This is a genomic window from Methanoregula sp. (genome assembly GCF_049510175.1).
Classification (GTDB): Archaea; Halobacteriota; Methanomicrobia; order Methanomicrobiales; family Methanospirillaceae; genus Methanoregula.
Genome location: NZ_JBEKZF010000001.1, coordinates 523359 through 538348, shown reverse-complemented (window position 1 = coordinate 538348; position 14990 = coordinate 523359). Strand labels below are relative to the sequence as shown.

Here is a 14990-nt window from a genome sequence, read left to right as displayed (position 1 = left end):
GGAAGACCATGCAGCAGATTACCAGAAGCAAAAAGTACCAGAACGGGGTCGAGGTCTTCTGGACCGATACGGGAAACGACCTTTCCGATTTCTTCTCCTATGAAGACCTCATTGACCAGAAGATCAATGCGCTGGACTTACTGAACAATCCCCGGCTCTACCGGGTGAACCTGGCAGGCCACAAAATTGAATCGTCCGCAGCCGCATGCAGTTTTGCAACGGCCACCTGCGAGGAAGAGATCGTCATCACGCGCCTCTTCGATGCACCGCGGGACCTTGCCTGGAGAGTATGGACGGAGCCGGAGCTTGTCATGCAATGGTGGGGACCGAAAAACTTCATGTCGCCCTCCTGCAGGATCGATCTCCGGGTGGGCGGGGCCTATCTCTGCTGCATGCGGTCCCCCGATGGTAAAGACTACTGGAGCACCGGTGTTTACCGGGAGATTAAAAGGCCGGAGCGGATCGTCTGCACGGACAGCTTCGCCGATGAAAAAGGCAATGTGGTCCCGGCGACCCGGTACGGCATGAGCCCGGACATTCCCGCCGAAATGCTCGTCACCGTGACCTTCGAAGTCCTGGCAGGGAGGACACGGCTCATCCTGCGGCATGCCGGGTTTCCCGCCGGTGACGTGCGTGACCTGGCGAGGGCCGGGTGGAACGAATCCCTGGACAAGTACGCCGGCGTCCTCGCACAGGCAGTGTTCAAAAGACTGGCGTGACCCCCGGCAGCCGGTGTATCCTTTTTTAGTCCGGGGGATATGCCGGGACACGTTTTATCCATAATCACCGATAATTTCGCTCCGGGGAAAACATTTTACGCCCTTTTTACCATTCCTCTCAAACACTATGAGGGTGACCCCCTCTCTCCCCCGGAGGGGGAGGCAGCCCAGGAGGAGCACCCCCTGACCCCCTTTTTGTTTGATTGTTTTTCACTGACTCCATGCGTCACTATCGCTCCGTGAGGGTGCCACAGCGCGGGGGCGGAGCCGCACGGCGAAGCCCCCGGGAGCGTCAGGAAAAAAGCGGTTTTCTGCAGACCCGGTAAGGTAATTTTCCGGGGGTATCCGGGATATATTTTTTCAATCAGGACAACCTGTCGTCCCGCGATTCCGGTGTATCCTTTCCATCCGCGTTTACGCGGGAAAATTCATGTTCTATCTCCTGATCGGGATAGCCCAGGAGCACCAGGTCCGCTTTCAGCTCGTCAAGAGGTAAAACACAGGAAATCCCCCGGGAAAAATCCATGAGGAGAGAGAGAAACAATGCAGGGAATTCTTTTGGCCGGCTGTGAAAAATATGGTGTAAAAACAGGACAAACGCATTCTTTATTACGGTACTGCCGTATAACTCCGGTATATCCCGGGAAAGTTCCAGGTATTCCCTCCATGCATCACCCAGATCATATTCCCTGCAAAAAAGGGAAAAATTTTCAGATGACAGGTATTCTTCGATGGGAAATCCCCATAACCGTGCAGCCAGTTCCCTGATCGTCTTTTCCGTGTCCTGAGGCATAGCCGGATCCCTGATCTTTACATCCTGCTGTACCATAGGGACATCTCTCCTTATTCATTTCCTGCATGTTTCAAATTTTGTTTCATAGTTTGACTTTTGTGAAAGAGCCTATACCATTCCGTTGTGCATTCCCATGAAGGCAGGGAGCAGGCCGGCACCGGCATCTCCCTTGTTTCCGAGGAGAGAACCATGGAAGACAGCAGATTTTATACACTGCCGAAACTGCCGTACGATTACGCGGCCCTGGCACCCTATATTTCTGAAGAGCAGCTCAAGCTCCACCACCAGAAACACCACCAGGCCTATGTAAACGGCGCAAACGCAGTATTTGAAAAACTGGACAAGGCACGCAAGGAGAATACCGATCTGGACATGAAGGCGACCCTTAAGGAACTGTCGTTCCATATCGGGGGTTTCAAGCTTCACAACCTGTTCTGGGAGAACCTCGCACCTGCAGGAAAAGGTGGCGGCGGGGCCCCGAAAGGAGAACTAGGCAAAGCGATCAGCGGTGAATTTTCCACATTCGACCGGTTCAAGAAGGAGTTCACCCAGGCAGCATCCGGTGCCGAGGGCTCCGGGTGGGCAGCCCTGACATTCTGTTATAAGACACGGCGGCCGCTGATCGTCCAGGTAGAAAAGCACAACGTCAACGTGATCCCCGGGTTCGATATCCTCATGGTCCTTGACGTCTGGGAACATGCCTACTACCTTGACTACAAAAACGACCGGGCAAAATTTGTCGACGCCTTCTGGAACATCGTGAACTGGGATGTGGTTGCACAGCGGTTCGACAAACTGAAGAAATGAGCCGGTGAGACCGGGGAAATGAACGAAAAGGGAGTGAGAAAAGATGCCTGAATTTATTAACCCGTTCAGCGGGATGGTCCCGGAACGTACCATGACGAAGGAAGAACTTGTGCGGGCAATCCGTCTTGATATTGCCGGGGAACTTGAAGCCATCCACGGTTATATGGCCCATGCCGATGCAACGGACAATCCCCTTGCAAAGGCGGTGCTCGTCGATATCGCGGATGAAGAGCGTGTCCACTTCGGCGAACTCATCCGGCTCCTGTCGATCCTGACCGGTGACGAGGACGAGCAGCTCAGGAAGGGCACGCTGGAAGTCGATGCCATGGCGGCATCGCTGGCACAGAAACCCCCGCAGGCAGCGGGTGAGACCACCATCGGATCCCTGAAAAACTAGGAGATGAATGACATGGAAAAAGATTACCTGGGACGTGTTGACGCCCCTGTCAGCGCCGAGACCTGGAAACTGCTTGATACCGCGATGATTGAAGCGGCAAAGAGCCAGCTTTCGGGACGGCGGTTGATCAGTATCGAAGGCCCGTTCGGGTTCGGACTCAAGGTCATACCGCTCAGCGACAGCGAGATCGCAGAGGGGATCACGGCGAGCCCGGTTATACCGGTAAACCTGCTCACCAGCACGTTCTTCCTCAACAAGCGGGACCTTGCCGCGAGCGAGAAAAACGGACTGCTCCTGGATATGGACCCGGTTGCCTGTGCCGCGATGGCGTGTGCAGCAAAAGAGGACAGCATTATCTTCCATGGGATCCAGGACGTCCCCGGGCTCCTGGGTGCTGAAGGCTCGGGATCGCTCGCCCTGGCAAAATGGGACAAAGTCGGCACCGCGGCAGACCAGGTCATCAACGCCGTGACGCTGCTGGACGATGCCGGCTTACACGGCCCGTACTGCATGGGGCTCGCACCCGCCCAGTACAACCTGCTCCTGCGCCGGTACCCGCAGGGCGATGGCACCGAACTCGATCATATACGGACGATCATTGGCGGGGATGTGATCAAGGCCCCGGTCCTGAAAAAAGGAGGCGTCCTGCTCGCATCCGGCCGCCAGTTCTGTTCGCTCGTGATCGGCCAGGACATGAGCATCGGGTATAACGGCCCGGCCGGCGATGCGCTTGAATTCAGTATCTCCGAGAGCCTTGCACTCCTGATCCGGGTGCCGGAAGCGATCTGCGTCCTCACCTGAAAAATACCTGATGTGAAATCATGCGTGAAGAAACACAGGAACTCATAAAAAAATTCGAACAGGACCACGAGATCTACGTCAGCGCGACGGAAGCGCTGACCTACTGGGTCGTGTATGCACGGGTCCAGCAGGTCCATGAGGAGGGGCCGCACCACCTGCACCACGGGATAAAATACGTGTCCGGCCCGGGCCAGGACGGCAATGTCCTGGTCCTGCGGGACCCGTTTGTCTCCGATGCCTACAGCGTGGAGTCCTGGGGACCGATGGAGACGATCGATGATTTTGTGAACATCGCGCTCGACCGGATCCTTGCAGACAAGGATGCGGCAGACCAGGGACAGGAGGAGGGGTGCGGGACCAGCTGCGGCTGAACGGTCCCCGGAAACCCGATGATGATTATGAACCCGTTACCCCCGTCATCAAAGATCGTGCTGAAAATACTCGGCACGGATGGTGCACTGACCCACAAGGATATTGTGAATAAAACCCACTGCTCCCCGAGGACCGTACGCTATGCCCTGAAAAGGCTCAAGGAGCATGAACTGATCATCGAGAAGATGAACATACGTGACATGCGCCAGATCATCTACCAGTTCCGTGTTTCCCCGGTGAAGGAGACCAGGATGGCAGAAAGCTGATGCTGTGATGTGATCCCCATAAGTCAGGTGATAGTATGAAGGTAACGATTGACAGGAAAAACTGCACCAGCTGTGGTACCTGCTGGGATACCTGCCCGGCATTCTTTGAAGAGAACCCGGACGACGCGTTCAGCCAGGTAATGCAAAAATTCCGGCTCAACGGGGATATTGCAGAGGGCATGTCGCCGCCGGACCTCGAAGCCTGCGTGAAAGAGGCTTCGGATCTCTGTCCCGTGCAGATCATCACGGTCGAAGAAACCTGATGGTTTCTTCTCCTCGTCGAGGTCTGAAGACCTCTCCGATCTCGCCGAAACCTGATGGTTTCTTCTCCTCGTCGCAGTCTGATGACTGCTCCGAACTCGCCGAAAACTGATGGTTTCTTCTTGTCATCGCAGTTTTTGGGGGGGGTCGGATGGGAGAATTAACTCTTCGGATATTCTCAGAAACCAGTACACTGCACCACCATGCCGTTGGCGGGAGGTGCCGCCCCGCCGCATCAGGGACCGGATTATTCGCAGACCGGGACCAGTTTTCCCTTCAGTTTTGTCTCAGGATCCAGCCTGATCATTTCCACAACATTGTTTGCCATTCCTTTAACTTTCTGAATCACGAGGGGATCTGTTTTTAAGAATTCCGTATCAGTGATCGTGTTGAACTGCGCCCCATGGGTGCGGTACGCGATGCCGAAGGGTGCCAGCACGTACCCCATCTGCTGGAAGTACAGGTAGATGTCCATCGCAGTCTTGGTCGCACCGTCCTCATGTCCCGAAACAGCAATCCCCACAATTTTTCCTTCCGTGAGTCCTGGCATTTTCAGCAGGTAGAGGTTCTGGATGCAGTTCATCCGGTCGAGAAAATCCTTGAGCCGTGCCGACATATTGTTCCAGTTGATTGGCGAGGCAACGATGATCGCTTTTGATGCGATGATCATCTCGTGAAACGCGGGCATGTCGTCGAGCTGGTCCCTGCATGGATACCTGCAGGCATTGTCCCGCATACTGTAACAGCACCAGCAATGGTTGATGGCAAACTCGTTGATATTATACCGCCGGTAACTCACTCCCTTCTCTATCAGGACCTCCTCTGCAAGGTCTGCCAGGTAACCGGTATTGTTCGCCCGGTGGCTGCTGCCATTAATCAACAGGACATCGAACGTTTCCCCGTCATAGCGAAACGTTTTCTTTTCGGTAACCTCGATGAATTCCCTGCCGGTACCGGCACATTGCGGGCATTCTGCGGGCGGGTTCTCTCCCTGGGAGATGTAGCCGCAGACAGCACACTTCCATGCTTTACCGGGCATGGGACTGCCCGATTTCGCTTCCCCGGGTGCAGTAAAAGACATGCCGGAAATTCTCCTCCGCCTGTACAGGGCATCCCGGGCAGAGGCATCCCTGTTCCGTTTTGATACAGCCGCTCGTTCCCTGTTCAGCAAGGCAAAACGCGATCTCTTCTTTGCAGTCCACAAAACTCGGGCACATCCTGCACATGCAGAGCCCGGTTGCTTCTTTCCTGTCCATGATACGTTTCTCCCGGCTCTTGATTGCCCGCTCAACTACTTAATGGATTTCCCGACACGAGCATCGAGATGAAGCTACCCTCTTTGCGACCCTGCGCCGCACGTCACGGGAAATCATCAAAATCGAAAATGTCAAGCCTCACCACATCGTAGAGTACGCTACCACCAGAACGTTGCCCCATGTATCGTATTCTCTATGTCGATGATGAACCCGGCCTGCTGGAGATCGGCAAACTCTTCCTTGAGCAGAGCGGGCAGTTCATCGTTGACACCGTCACCTCGGCTCCCGCTGCGCTTACCCTCCTGAATGCAAAGCCCTACGATGCCATTATTGCCGATTACCAGATGCCGGAGATGAATGGCATTGAATTCTTAAAGAAGGTAAGAACTTCGGGAAATACGATCCCGTTCATCCTCTTCACCGGACGAGGACGCGAAGAGGTCGTCATCCAGGCCCTGAACGAAGGGGCCGATTTCTATCTCCAGAAAGGCGGGGAGCCCAGGAGCCAGTTTGCCGAGCTCTCAAACAAGATTCAGTACGCGGTCATGCGCAGGCGTGCGGAGACAGAACTCCGGGGGGCATCCGAGCAGATCACCGCACAGGAGGGAGAACTCCGCCGGCAGTATGACAGTATGGTCGCCCTGCAGCAGCGGACTGCCGACTCGCAGCAGATGCTCTCCAGTATTATTGATTTTTTACCGGACGCAACGTTTGCCATCGACACCGCCGGGAAGGTGATATCCTGGAACAAGGCGATTGAGACCATGACCGGTATCCGGAAAGAGGATATCCTGGGGCAGGGGGATTTCTGTTACGCACTGCCGTTCTATGGTGAGAGGCGGCGGATTCTGATCAATCTGATCCTCAATTTTGACGAGAGCTTCGCGGCAGCGAACTATCACACGGTACAACGGGTGGGAGAGACGCTCTTCTCGGAAGCCTATGTTCCCCGGATGCGGGGGGAAACGGAGGCATACCTGTGGTTTACTGCATCCCCCCTCTACTCAAAGGACGGTGTCCTTACCGGGGCGATCGAGTCCATCCGCGATATCACGCACTTCAAACGGATCGAACAGGCACTGCGGGTGAGCGAGGAGCAGTACCGCCGGATCGTCGAGACCGCGGATGAGGGCATCACTCAGCTGGACGAGAAGTTCGAGACGGTGTATGTCAACCGCCGGATGGCGGAGATGCTCGGCTACACGCCGGAAGAGACGCTGGGCCGGAACATCGCTTCGTTCATGGCAGCAGAAGATATACCCGACAATACCTCCCGGATACAGGAACGCAGCCAGGGAAAGAACGGCCGGTACGAGCGCCGCTTTGTGACCAAAGACGGGAGGATCCGGTGGCTGCAGGTATCGACGACCACGCTCATGGATCCTGACGGCACGTTCCGGGGTTCCTTTGCGATGTGTTCCGATATCACGGATCGTAAGGCAGCGGAAGAAGAGATTGTCCGGCGCAACGAGGAACTGCATCTAACCTACGAGCACCTGATAGCAACCGAACAGGAACTCCAGCAGAATTTCGACGAACTGGCAGAAAGCCAGAAACTGCTGGAAGCAAGCGAGAAGAAGTACCGGGATGTCGTCGAGGACCAGACCGAATTTATCTCCCGGTTCTTACCGGATGGCACCCATGTCTTTGTCAATGAAGCCTACTGCCGGTATTTCGGCCTGAAACGTGAGGAGATCCTCGGGCACCGGTTCCGGCCGGTCGTGCCTGAAGAGGACGGCCGCCGGATCAAGGAGATGCTGGCTGCCCTCACGCCGGAAAACCCGGTGAATTTTATCCGGCAGCGGGTGATCTTCCCGGACGGGAGCGTCCGGTGGCAGCGGTGGAGTGACCGTGCGATCTTTGACGATGCAGGAAACCTCGTCGAATACCAGTCGGTTGGCCGGGATATAACGGACGTCAAAATGGCGGAGAAGGCGCTTCTGGAGAGCGAACAGCGGTACAGGAACGTGGTCGAGGACCAGACCGAGTTCATCTGCAGGTTCCTCCCGGATGACACGCATATCTTTGTCAACGATGCCTACTGCCGGTATTTCAACCTGAAGCGTGAAGAGATCGTCGGGCACCGGTTCCGGCCACGGATCCCGGCCGAGGACCGGGAGCGTGTGAAACGGTTCTTTGCATCCCTGGCGCCGGACCACCCGATCGATCAGATCGAACACCGGATCATCATGCCGGACGGAGCACTGCGGTGGCAGCGGTGGAGCGACCGTGCGATCTTCGATCCTTTGGGAACGGTGACCGAATACCAGTCGGTTGGCCGGGATATTACGGAGGAGAAGGCAACGCAGACCGCATTGGAGAAGAGCGAGATCCGGTTCCGTCTGCAGTACCAGAACAATCCGCTTGCCATCTTCATCTGGCAACACCGGGAGGGCGATTTTATCCTTATCGACTGCAACAAGGCAGCGGACGCCCTCACCGGCGGGCGATCGCATGAATTTCTGGGAAGGAGCGCGTCCGGGTTCTCCGCAACCCGGCCGGCACTCATATCCGTAATCGGGCACTGTTTTTCCGAACGGATCGCGATCTCACAGGAACTCGTAGTGGAGCACTTCCTGCCCGGAGGGCTCATCCATGCCACTGCTGCCTTCGTCCCCCCGGACCTGATCATGGTCCACATGGATGATATCACCGAACGCAAAGAGGCGGAAGAGGCACTCCGGAACAGCGAAGAGAGGTTCCGGAAAATATTTGAGAACAGTCCGCTGGGAATGAGCCTTGTCACGCCGAGTTTCCGGTTTTTTTCTGTCAACCCGGCCTGGGTATCGATGACCGGCTATACCGAAGAGGAACTGCTGAAGATGTCTTTTAAGGATATCACCCATCCGGATGATCTTGCCGGTGATCTGGAACACATGCAGGAGCTGACTGCGGGAACGATTCCGGTCTATAGTACGGAGAAACGGTATATCAGGAAAGATAACCGTATTCTCTGGGGACTGATCAGGGTGACAACGCTCCGCGATCAGCAGGGTTCCCTGCGCTATTTTACCGCCCAGGTCGAGGACATCACCGAACGCAAAGAGGCCGAAGAGGCAGTGCGCGCGAGTGAGAAGCGGTTCCACGAGCTCTCCGACCTCCTGCCCCTGGTCGTCTATGAAGTGGATGGAGAGGGTAAGCTGAAATACACGAACCACATCGCATTCGATTATTTCGGCTATACGGAAGATGACTTCCGGCAGGGTCTCAATGCCATGCAGATGCTTGCTCCCGATGACGCGGACCGGGCCGCGGCTGATTTCCGCGCCATTGTCGAGGGGGATGGATGGAGGGTAGGACCGGTGAACGAATATATGGCCCTGCGGAAAGACGGCAGCACGTTTCCCATCACCATCTACTCGTCACCGATTGTCGAGAATGGCAGGATCACCGGGCTCCGGGGCATCGTCATCGACATCACCGAACGCAAAGAGGCGGAAGAGGCACTCCGCCGGGCGAACCGCCAGCTCAGCCTGCTCTCCGGCATCACCCGGCACGATATCCTCAACAAGATTCCGGTCATCCTCGGGTATATTCAACTCGCAGAGATGAGATCCGGCGATCCCGCGCTGGCAGAGTACCTGGGGAAAGTGGAATCCGCCGCTACGGAGATCCAGTCGCAGATCGAATTCTCCCGGATCTACCAGGATCTTGGCACGCATGAGCCGCAGTGGATCGCGCTGGATAAGGTCATGCCCCTCCGCTCACAGGTCCCGGCAACGATGACCCTGAAGGCTGCAGTGAAGGGGGTCACGGTATTTGCCGACCCGATGCTTGAGAAGGTGTTTTTCAATCTCCTTGACAACTCCATCCGGCACGGCGAGCGGGTGACCGACATCCGGGTATCGTCACAAAAGCCGGGCGACGTGCTGGTTGTGCTGTGGGAGGACAACGGGATTGGCGTTGCTGCTGATGAAAAGGAGCGGATCTTCGAGCCGGGCTTCGGGAAAAATACCGGCCTTGGGATGTTCCTGATCCGGGAGATTCTTTCCCTGACGGGCATCGCGATCAGGGAGACCGGGGAGCCGGGCAACGGTGCACGGTTCGAGATCACGGTGCCGAACGGGAAGTACCGGTTTTCTCATCGGTAGCCGGGGTGCGTAATGCTTCCGGTTGTAAAGGGAAAAGATCTCGTCACTTTTCTCGAGACGCCTGATTTTATTTCCCGAAGAAAAGATCCCGGGGATTTTTTCGGTTCGAAGAAACGGTTCGCGTAAGCCCGGCTGTCCCGCTCAGCCGCTTTAATACCCGAACCTGCGCTCGTATTCCTTATGCGGCAGCCATTCGATAACGAGGGCGATCACGGTGGTCCCGTCACCGGCAACAGAATACATCAGCCGCCAGTTCTTATGAAAATGGTATTTCCACAGGTTGTCAATCCCGTACTTCGTCACATAAACGTCCGGGTTAAACGGGACCTGGATCCCGCAAAATGGCTTGAGAGCAATGATATCGAACGATGCATTCAGCCGGGTGTATACCTCGTTCTCTTCTGCTGTTCCGGTTGCAAGGGCAAAAAAAGACTGTCTGATCCTGTCATCGACGAAATAAACAGAAGCCTTCATCGGATCTTCAGATCAGTATTGGCAAGATATCGTTTTATAAGTTCTGGATTATATATCCAGCAGATTTTTTTATCGGCATCGACGGCGATCTTGCCGGAATCCTGGAGATAGGCGATGATGGTGGAAAACGTCTGGTACATCATCTTCCTGGGCAGGTTCTCCCATAAAGCCCTCCGCCGGTATTCCCCGCTGTGCTCTTTTATGAATGATTCAACCATCAGGATGGTGTCGAGTTGGGGGGAATGTACGGCTGTTGTCTCAGATGTCATGGGATGATTTTTGTTATATAATTATATATAACATTTGAACCCGGAAAGATCTGCCTGAAGAAGATATATCCGGTAACGGCTACCGGCCTGTCATAACAAAAAAAGTCAGGGAAAAACCCGGTAAATCTCTTCCCGGCTCTTCACCCGGTAGAATATGATCATGTTATCATCGGTGATCTCACACCCGATGCGGTAGTGTCCGGTGCAAATGCGATAATAGTGTTCAAACCCTTTCATTCTGCTGACATCGAAATCGGAAAAAATATTTTCCGACACGGGAATTTCATCAAATACCAGCCGTTCGATCCGGGACCGGTACCGTCCGGGGATCGCGGCGAGATCTTTTAAGAAAATTTTGGCATGAAAATGCTTTCAGCATTTTCAGCAACCGTGCATGAACGTCAAACTGACTTTAATACACGATTTTTGTAGCCACAGGACGGCATTTCAGTCCTTTTTCAAAGATTTGTAGTGCTTCTTTGCTTCGTGAACTGAGAGAATCTCGTCGTCCTCTGCCTCTTCCATGAATTTTCCAAGCCCGTGGTCTTCGATGATGGATTCCATCCGGTTGAAGGTTTCAAGGTCGACGATCACCGCCTGCTTCCGGCTCCTGGCATCCGTGATATATTTCCGGGGTATTGCGGTCATGCCTGTATCACTCCAGTGTTTTTTGCGGGAGAGCATAAAGAAGTTGGCGGGGGTCTGACGATTATAAGAGCGGTCAGACCGACAGTCAGTCCAAAACAAACTAAAAAAAATTATGCCCGGGTCTTTTTCTTCCCGTGAGCGATAACAGCTGCAAGATATTTGTCAGGATCTTTTTCCAGCCACTGTTTTCGTTCTTCGGTATAATCGCCGCTTCCCTGGTCATATATCTGGAGGAACCGGGCCGTGTCAACCGGTCCAAGCACTTTCACGAGTGCATCGATACCCTGTTTGTGGATCTCATTCAGTGTCTTTGCCTCCATGTTCGTTCACCTCCATAAGCCATTCAACGGGATTTTACCTGTACCTGGTTTCTGATAAGTGGGCCACTTTCCCGGTCTCAAGGGAAAAAAGAGGAGTTATTCGGAACCGGAAACAGTTTTAGCCTGTTTCTGCATTTCAAAGATCTCGTTGCATATTTCATCGAGATCATTACTGAGCCACTGCTTGCGCTCTTTGGTATAATCTCCCTTTCCCTGATCAAACATCTGGATGAAGCGGACCATGTCAACAGGACCAAGTGTCTTACGCAGAGCATCAATCCCTTCATCATGAATTTCATGCAGTGTCTTCACTTTCATTCCCGGTCACCTCCTCATACCATGCAGCGGGGTTCACGATTCGTATGGAAATTATATCGCTGTGACGGCTCATAATGTTTTTCAATGCGTCATCCGTCGTGATCAGGACCGTTGCACCCGCCCGTTCCGCACAGGCAATATGCAACGCGTCAAGGGCTTTTACTCCCAGGTTCATGAGCACGGCTGCACGTTCCTTTATTGCCATATCTACGAGGATATTTGTGGTTGTCTTTGCTGCGAAGGTGCTGACGTAATGTCTTCTGTCGTGATCAACAATTTTGGCAATCTCATACGTGATTGCGGAACTCCAGACCAGTTCCCAGTCCCGTGAACACCGGTTCAGAATGGCAATGACTGCTTCGCTTTCATACCGGATTCTCGGGATGAGCTGATCGTCAAATGGTCGGCATAAGCAGCACACATCGAGATAGACTTTCACATAAACCTCCTGTTTCACCGTTCTCTTCCGGAATCAATAAATGATTCTGTTATTATTCGCGATTGAGGATAAGAGACCCGGTTGGCGGGGTGAACGTGAGATGCCGCGGTGGAGGGACGGACGTTTATCAGGAACGACAATCACATGAAAAAATACACGGGGTTTGAGGGGCCCCTGCCCCTTCGCTATTCCCCCGTAATGGCCCCGATCACCTGCCGTGCGATTGCGGGGCCTGCACGCTGTGCTCAGCCTTCGTCCCCGCCCGCCGCTATCACCAGCTCAAACACCGGGCTCGTCGAGCCGCCGTTGGCCGGGCTGAAGTCCCGGACCTTGCCGTTCCCTTGCCAGGATCGCCGGCCATCGGGTCAATGGATTAATAATCCCTCCGGTATACTTATCTGGTATCAGGGACCGGAGTATGGATCTCTACGAACGGATCACGGCCAAGCGCGATAAGATCCTCCTACTTGCAGATCGGTTCGGGATAAAGAATATCCGCATCTTCGGCTCCGTAGCCCGGCATGAAGCCCGTGAAGGAAGCGATATCGATTTCCTTGTCGAGTTTCCATTCGGAACATCTCTTCTTACCCACGCGGCATTCCAGCGTGAACTGGCAGAACTTCTCGGCTGCGATGTGGATGTTGCGTCAGTCAATGGACTCAGGGACCAGATCCGCCATTCTGTGATACAGGAAGCAGTACCACTATGAGAAGTGATCGCGACCGGCTCGTTGACATCAACGAGGCAATCCAGCGCATTATGGAGAAAATCCCTCCCGGCAAAGAGGAATTCGCAAACTCAGACCTGCTCCAGGTCTGGGTTCTCTATCATATCCAGGTAATCGGGGAAGCTGCAAACGGCATCTCGCCGGAATTCCAGAAAAAACACCGGAAAATTCCCTGGAAAGATATCATCGCCATGCGTCACCTGCTCGTGCACCAGTACTTCGGTATCGATCTCGATGAAATCTGGAATACCGTACAAAAAGATCTTCCTGAACTTCAGCGGGAGATCTCCCTGATTCTGGAAAACAGGTAAATTCCGGAATATTCTGGAGTTTCACCGACAAACACAATTGAGGGAATGAGACTATGCACAGGTTCCTTATCGTAATAGAAAAAGCAGGAAAAAATTATTCTGCCTATTCGCCGGACCTTCCGGGCTGTATTGCAACGGGAAAGACCCGGGACGAAGCGGAAGAGCGGATGCATGAAGCGATCGGTATGCATATCCGGGGGTTGATAGAGGACGGTATTCCGGTTCCGAAATCGCATTCCTCTGCCTCATTTGTCGCTGTTCCGGCGGAATAATATAATGTTTCTATGGTCGGCCGGGGTGTTTCTGTGCCTTTTGCCCGTTTCGAATAAAAAAGCCTGGGCTCTGTCATGCGAATAAAAAAAAATAGACCGGGGGGGCGAAGACCTGATGGTCTTCTTCTCTTCCCTCAGGTCCTGATCGACCTTCAGGACTCCCCGCCCGCCGCGATCACGAGCTCAAACACCGGGCTCGTCGAGCCGCCGTTGGCCGGGCTGAAGTCCCGGACCTTCCCGGCCTGCTCCCGCTTCCGCCGTGCCGTGCGGATCCGCACCGTGTGGGTACCCGGCGCACGCGGGTAGACCCGGCGGCCGTCGGTGTCGTGCATCTCCCGGTAGGGCGGGACCTCGAACCAGTCCGGCCAGAAGCGGACGCCCCGCGGGATGTCGGTGCCCCGCATGAGGTCAGGAAGGCGCAGCGGGGACATGTTGTCGTAGATCACATCGATGATCAGGTCCCCGTCCTCCTGCTCCGGGTGGAGCTCCAGCTCGTAGAAGACCGGGTTGCGCCGGACCTCGTCGAGCGTGAGCGGGGTGTCCTTCGTCAGCGGTTCGAGTCCGGAGAAGGTGCCCCGGTACAGGCCGGTGACGGTGGCGACCGGGGAAATTTCAGCCGCCATGGAGCGCCTCCATCATGTGCCCGTGCTCGTCCCGGAGTTTCTTGAACTCCTCGACCACCTCGTCGTACCTGCCGATCCGCTGGTTGATCACGAACAGGACCGGGTAGAGGGGGAGCACGGTGCCGAGGATGAGTGCTACAATTTCTGTTTCCATAGTGAATGACCTCCGTGGAAATGCCGAGGGTCATCAGACCCCGAGGCATGAGAAGAATGTATCAGCATTCTTCGAAGATCTCTCGGGATCTTCCCTTCGGCTTTTCTCACTCTAGGCTAACGCCGCAACGGTGTCGGCCCAGGTCTCGACCCGGCTCCGGATCGCTTCATCGGAGTAGGAGGTGAGGGTCACCTGATTCCGGCTGAAGTTGACGAAGTAGATCTCGCCGTTTGCATCGTGGCACTTCAGGGTTGAGGTATACTTCTCGCTTTCGAGGTCCCGGAACGGTGTCCCGCCAAGGGCCGCGGCGATCGTGGTGTCGTCATGGATCCGGTTTGCCACGCTGGTGAACCCGGCAATGGTCCCGGCCCTGACCGAGATGAGCGCCACGGTCTTGGCATCGGCGTCCTCGTAGAGGATCCTCGATGTGTAACCCTGCCGGCTGCGTTCAACCGGGGGGTGGTTCACTCCCGATGCGTTGTAGCCAACGCACTGGAAGGGGTTGCTCGTTATGACGCCCTGGACGAGGTTGTCAAAGGCAGTCACATCTGCGAGCGGGGTCGCAATCTTGCGGACCGCGCTCTTCGTGGTGTTGTTCAGGTTAAAGTCTGCCATTTTTTTGACTCTCCTGAGAGTCCTTCAGGACCCGGGGGAGGAGAAGGGAGGCATCAG

The 14990-nt window shown here is 54.9% G+C and carries 24 protein-coding genes; 11 read left to right on the top strand and 13 right to left on the bottom strand.

Annotation, left to right across the window (positions count from 1 at the left end; translation table 11 throughout):
• The first annotated feature begins 8 nt into the window (after nt 1-8).
• Complete coding sequence (locus tag ABSG49_RS02820) at nt 9-719, top strand: SRPBCC family protein (RefSeq protein ID WP_424024580.1); 711 nt, start codon at nt 9-11, stop codon at nt 717-719.
• 364 nt (nt 720-1083) lie between these two features.
• Here ABSG49_RS02820 and ABSG49_RS02815 read toward each other — a convergent pair whose 3' ends face one another.
• A complete protein-coding gene (locus ABSG49_RS02815) occupies nt 1084-1548 on the bottom strand; it encodes a hypothetical protein (protein WP_424024579.1) in 465 nt (154 codons plus the stop codon).
• A gap of 153 nt (nt 1549-1701) precedes the next feature.
• Here ABSG49_RS02815 and ABSG49_RS02810 point away from each other — a divergent pair, with 153 nt between their 5' ends.
• The 6 genes from ABSG49_RS02810 to ABSG49_RS02785 are packed head-to-tail and all read left to right on the top strand — an operon-like array spanning nt 1702 to nt 4418.
• Nucleotides 1702-2319, top strand: coding sequence for a superoxide dismutase (locus ABSG49_RS02810; protein ID WP_424024578.1), 618 nt, complete (start codon nt 1702-1704; stop codon nt 2317-2319).
• Nucleotides 2320-2362: 43 nt separating this feature from the next.
• Nucleotides 2363-2716, top strand: a complete 354-nt coding sequence (locus tag ABSG49_RS02805) for a ferritin family protein (RefSeq protein WP_424024577.1) — start codon at nt 2363-2365, stop codon at nt 2714-2716.
• A 12-nt stretch (nt 2717-2728) separates the two neighbouring features.
• Nucleotides 2729-3517, top strand: coding sequence for a family 1 encapsulin nanocompartment shell protein (locus tag ABSG49_RS02800; protein ID WP_424024576.1), 789 nt, complete (start codon nt 2729-2731; stop codon nt 3515-3517).
• A 20-nt stretch (nt 3518-3537) separates the two neighbouring features.
• A complete protein-coding gene (locus ABSG49_RS02795; RefSeq protein ID WP_424024575.1) occupies nt 3538-3888 on the top strand; it encodes a hypothetical protein in 351 nt (116 codons plus the stop codon).
• Between the two features lie 27 nt (nt 3889-3915).
• Nucleotides 3916-4155, top strand: coding sequence for a MarR family transcriptional regulator (locus ABSG49_RS02790; protein ID WP_424024574.1), 240 nt, complete (start codon nt 3916-3918; stop codon nt 4153-4155).
• A 35-nt stretch (nt 4156-4190) separates the two neighbouring features.
• Nucleotides 4191-4418 (top strand): ferredoxin, encoded by a 228-nt coding sequence (locus tag ABSG49_RS02785; RefSeq protein WP_424024573.1) that lies wholly within the window; start codon nt 4191-4193, stop codon nt 4416-4418.
• Nucleotides 4419-4663: 245 nt separating this feature from the next.
• Here the strand turns inward: ABSG49_RS02785 and ABSG49_RS02780 are convergent, their stop codons facing one another.
• Entirely contained in the window at nt 4664-5455 is a 792-nt protein-coding gene (locus ABSG49_RS02780) for an NAD(P)H-dependent oxidoreductase (protein WP_424024572.1), read from the bottom strand.
• A complete protein-coding gene (locus ABSG49_RS02775) occupies nt 5445-5672 on the bottom strand; it encodes a DUF2769 domain-containing protein (RefSeq protein WP_424024571.1) in 228 nt (75 codons plus the stop codon). Before ABSG49_RS02775 ends, ABSG49_RS02780 begins: the two co-directional genes overlap by 11 nt.
• A gap of 179 nt (nt 5673-5851) precedes the next feature.
• On the opposite strand from ABSG49_RS02775, the gene ABSG49_RS02770 reads away from it, so the two are divergent.
• A complete protein-coding gene (locus tag ABSG49_RS02770; protein WP_424024570.1) occupies nt 5852-9763 on the top strand; it encodes a response regulator in 3912 nt (1303 codons plus the stop codon).
• 150 nt (nt 9764-9913) lie between these two features.
• Here the strand turns inward: ABSG49_RS02770 and ABSG49_RS02765 are convergent, their stop codons facing one another.
• From ABSG49_RS02765 to ABSG49_RS02735, 7 genes are all read right to left on the bottom strand, one after another.
• On the bottom strand, nt 9914-10237 hold the full coding sequence (locus ABSG49_RS02765) for a hypothetical protein (protein ID WP_424024569.1): 324 nt from the start codon (nt 10235-10237) through the stop codon (nt 9914-9916).
• Nucleotides 10234-10506 carry a hypothetical protein gene (locus tag ABSG49_RS02760; protein ID WP_424024568.1) on the bottom strand — a complete coding sequence of 91 codons (273 nt, stop codon included), beginning with the start codon at nt 10504-10506 and terminating at the stop codon, nt 10234-10236. The genes ABSG49_RS02765 and ABSG49_RS02760 overlap by 4 nt, the downstream gene beginning before the upstream one ends.
• 105 nt (nt 10507-10611) lie before the next feature.
• A complete protein-coding gene (locus ABSG49_RS02755) occupies nt 10612-10860 on the bottom strand; it encodes a type II toxin-antitoxin system RelE family toxin (RefSeq protein WP_424024610.1) in 249 nt (82 codons plus the stop codon).
• Nucleotides 10861-10953: 93 nt separating this feature from the next.
• Nucleotides 10954-11154: a RelB antitoxin-like protein gene (locus ABSG49_RS02750; RefSeq protein ID WP_424024567.1), complete on the bottom strand. Its 201-nt coding sequence runs from the start codon at nt 11152-11154 to the stop codon at nt 10954-10956.
• A gap of 110 nt (nt 11155-11264) precedes the next feature.
• The gene (locus ABSG49_RS02745; protein WP_424024566.1) at nt 11265-11474 is read right to left on the bottom strand and encodes a hypothetical protein; all 210 of its coding nucleotides are present in this window, start codon (nt 11472-11474) and stop codon (nt 11265-11267) included.
• 96 nt (nt 11475-11570) lie between these two features.
• Nucleotides 11571-11792, bottom strand: a complete 222-nt coding sequence (locus ABSG49_RS02740) for a hypothetical protein (RefSeq protein ID WP_424024565.1) — start codon at nt 11790-11792, stop codon at nt 11571-11573.
• The gene (locus ABSG49_RS02735) at nt 11770-12249 is read right to left on the bottom strand and encodes a PIN domain-containing protein (protein WP_424024564.1); all 480 of its coding nucleotides are present in this window, start codon (nt 12247-12249) and stop codon (nt 11770-11772) included. The genes ABSG49_RS02740 and ABSG49_RS02735 overlap by 23 nt, the downstream gene beginning before the upstream one ends.
• Nucleotides 12250-12649: 400 nt before the next feature.
• On the opposite strand from ABSG49_RS02735, the gene ABSG49_RS02730 reads away from it, so the two are divergent.
• Genes ABSG49_RS02730 through ABSG49_RS02720 form a run of 3 tightly spaced genes read left to right on the top strand, consistent with a single transcriptional unit; the run spans nt 12650 to nt 13541 of the window.
• Nucleotides 12650-12940, top strand: coding sequence for a nucleotidyltransferase family protein (locus ABSG49_RS02730; protein WP_424024563.1), 291 nt, complete (start codon nt 12650-12652; stop codon nt 12938-12940).
• Complete coding sequence (locus ABSG49_RS02725; RefSeq protein WP_424024562.1) at nt 12937-13269, top strand: HepT-like ribonuclease domain-containing protein; 333 nt, start codon at nt 12937-12939, stop codon at nt 13267-13269. Before ABSG49_RS02730 ends, ABSG49_RS02725 begins: the two co-directional genes overlap by 4 nt.
• Before the next feature lie 53 nt (nt 13270-13322).
• Nucleotides 13323-13541 carry a type II toxin-antitoxin system HicB family antitoxin gene (locus ABSG49_RS02720; protein WP_424024561.1) on the top strand — a complete coding sequence of 73 codons (219 nt, stop codon included), beginning with the start codon at nt 13323-13325 and terminating at the stop codon, nt 13539-13541.
• Nucleotides 13542-13693: 152 nt separating this feature from the next.
• Here ABSG49_RS02720 and ABSG49_RS02715 read toward each other — a convergent pair whose 3' ends face one another.
• From ABSG49_RS02715 to ABSG49_RS02705, 3 genes are all read right to left on the bottom strand, one after another.
• Nucleotides 13694-14164 carry a hypothetical protein gene (locus ABSG49_RS02715; protein ID WP_424024560.1) on the bottom strand — a complete coding sequence of 157 codons (471 nt, stop codon included), beginning with the start codon at nt 14162-14164 and terminating at the stop codon, nt 13694-13696.
• Nucleotides 14154-14318, bottom strand: coding sequence for a hypothetical protein (locus ABSG49_RS02710; RefSeq protein WP_424024559.1), 165 nt, complete (start codon nt 14316-14318; stop codon nt 14154-14156). Before ABSG49_RS02710 ends, ABSG49_RS02715 begins: the two co-directional genes overlap by 11 nt.
• 111 nt (nt 14319-14429) lie before the next feature.
• Nucleotides 14430-14933, bottom strand: a complete 504-nt coding sequence (locus ABSG49_RS02705) for a hypothetical protein (RefSeq protein WP_424024558.1) — start codon at nt 14931-14933, stop codon at nt 14430-14432.
• Nucleotides 14934-14990 lie beyond the last annotated feature (57 nt).

What these genes read in the sequence shown, in the direction of transcription:
- ABSG49_RS02820 (WP_424024580.1), top strand. Translation starts at nt 9, where the DNA reads ATGCAGCAGATTACCAGAAGCAAAAAGTACCAGAACGGGGTCGAGGTC.
- ABSG49_RS02815 (WP_424024579.1), bottom strand. Translation starts at nt 1,548, where the DNA reads ATGGTACAGCAGGATGTAAAGATCAGGGATCCGGCTATGCCTCAGGAC.
- ABSG49_RS02810 (WP_424024578.1), top strand. Translation starts at nt 1,702, where the DNA reads ATGGAAGACAGCAGATTTTATACACTGCCGAAACTGCCGTACGATTAC.
- ABSG49_RS02805 (WP_424024577.1), top strand. Translation starts at nt 2,363, where the DNA reads ATGCCTGAATTTATTAACCCGTTCAGCGGGATGGTCCCGGAACGTACC.
- ABSG49_RS02800 (WP_424024576.1), top strand. Translation starts at nt 2,729, where the DNA reads ATGGAAAAAGATTACCTGGGACGTGTTGACGCCCCTGTCAGCGCCGAG.
- ABSG49_RS02795 (WP_424024575.1), top strand. Translation starts at nt 3,538, where the DNA reads ATGCGTGAAGAAACACAGGAACTCATAAAAAAATTCGAACAGGACCAC.
- ABSG49_RS02790 (WP_424024574.1), top strand. Translation starts at nt 3,916, where the DNA reads ATGAACCCGTTACCCCCGTCATCAAAGATCGTGCTGAAAATACTCGGC.
- ABSG49_RS02785 (WP_424024573.1), top strand. Translation starts at nt 4,191, where the DNA reads ATGAAGGTAACGATTGACAGGAAAAACTGCACCAGCTGTGGTACCTGC.
- ABSG49_RS02780 (WP_424024572.1), bottom strand. Translation starts at nt 5,455, where the DNA reads ATGCCCGGTAAAGCATGGAAGTGTGCTGTCTGCGGCTACATCTCCCAG.
- ABSG49_RS02775 (WP_424024571.1), bottom strand. Translation starts at nt 5,672, where the DNA reads ATGGACAGGAAAGAAGCAACCGGGCTCTGCATGTGCAGGATGTGCCCG.
- ABSG49_RS02770 (WP_424024570.1), top strand. Translation starts at nt 5,852, where the DNA reads ATGTATCGTATTCTCTATGTCGATGATGAACCCGGCCTGCTGGAGATC.
- ABSG49_RS02765 (WP_424024569.1), bottom strand. Translation starts at nt 10,237, where the DNA reads ATGAAGGCTTCTGTTTATTTCGTCGATGACAGGATCAGACAGTCTTTT.
- ABSG49_RS02760 (WP_424024568.1), bottom strand. Translation starts at nt 10,506, where the DNA reads ATGACATCTGAGACAACAGCCGTACATTCCCCCCAACTCGACACCATC.
- ABSG49_RS02750 (WP_424024567.1), bottom strand. Translation starts at nt 11,154, where the DNA reads ATGACCGCAATACCCCGGAAATATATCACGGATGCCAGGAGCCGGAAG.
- ABSG49_RS02745 (WP_424024566.1), bottom strand. Translation starts at nt 11,474, where the DNA reads ATGGAGGCAAAGACACTGAATGAGATCCACAAACAGGGTATCGATGCA.
- ABSG49_RS02740 (WP_424024565.1), bottom strand. Translation starts at nt 11,792, where the DNA reads ATGAAAGTGAAGACACTGCATGAAATTCATGATGAAGGGATTGATGCT.
- ABSG49_RS02730 (WP_424024563.1), top strand. Translation starts at nt 12,650, where the DNA reads ATGGATCTCTACGAACGGATCACGGCCAAGCGCGATAAGATCCTCCTA.
- ABSG49_RS02725 (WP_424024562.1), top strand. Translation starts at nt 12,937, where the DNA reads ATGAGAAGTGATCGCGACCGGCTCGTTGACATCAACGAGGCAATCCAG.
- ABSG49_RS02720 (WP_424024561.1), top strand. Translation starts at nt 13,323, where the DNA reads ATGCACAGGTTCCTTATCGTAATAGAAAAAGCAGGAAAAAATTATTCT.
- ABSG49_RS02715 (WP_424024560.1), bottom strand. Translation starts at nt 14,164, where the DNA reads ATGGCGGCTGAAATTTCCCCGGTCGCCACCGTCACCGGCCTGTACCGG.
- ABSG49_RS02710 (WP_424024559.1), bottom strand. Translation starts at nt 14,318, where the DNA reads ATGGAAACAGAAATTGTAGCACTCATCCTCGGCACCGTGCTCCCCCTC.
- ABSG49_RS02705 (WP_424024558.1), bottom strand. Translation starts at nt 14,933, where the DNA reads ATGGCAGACTTTAACCTGAACAACACCACGAAGAGCGCGGTCCGCAAG.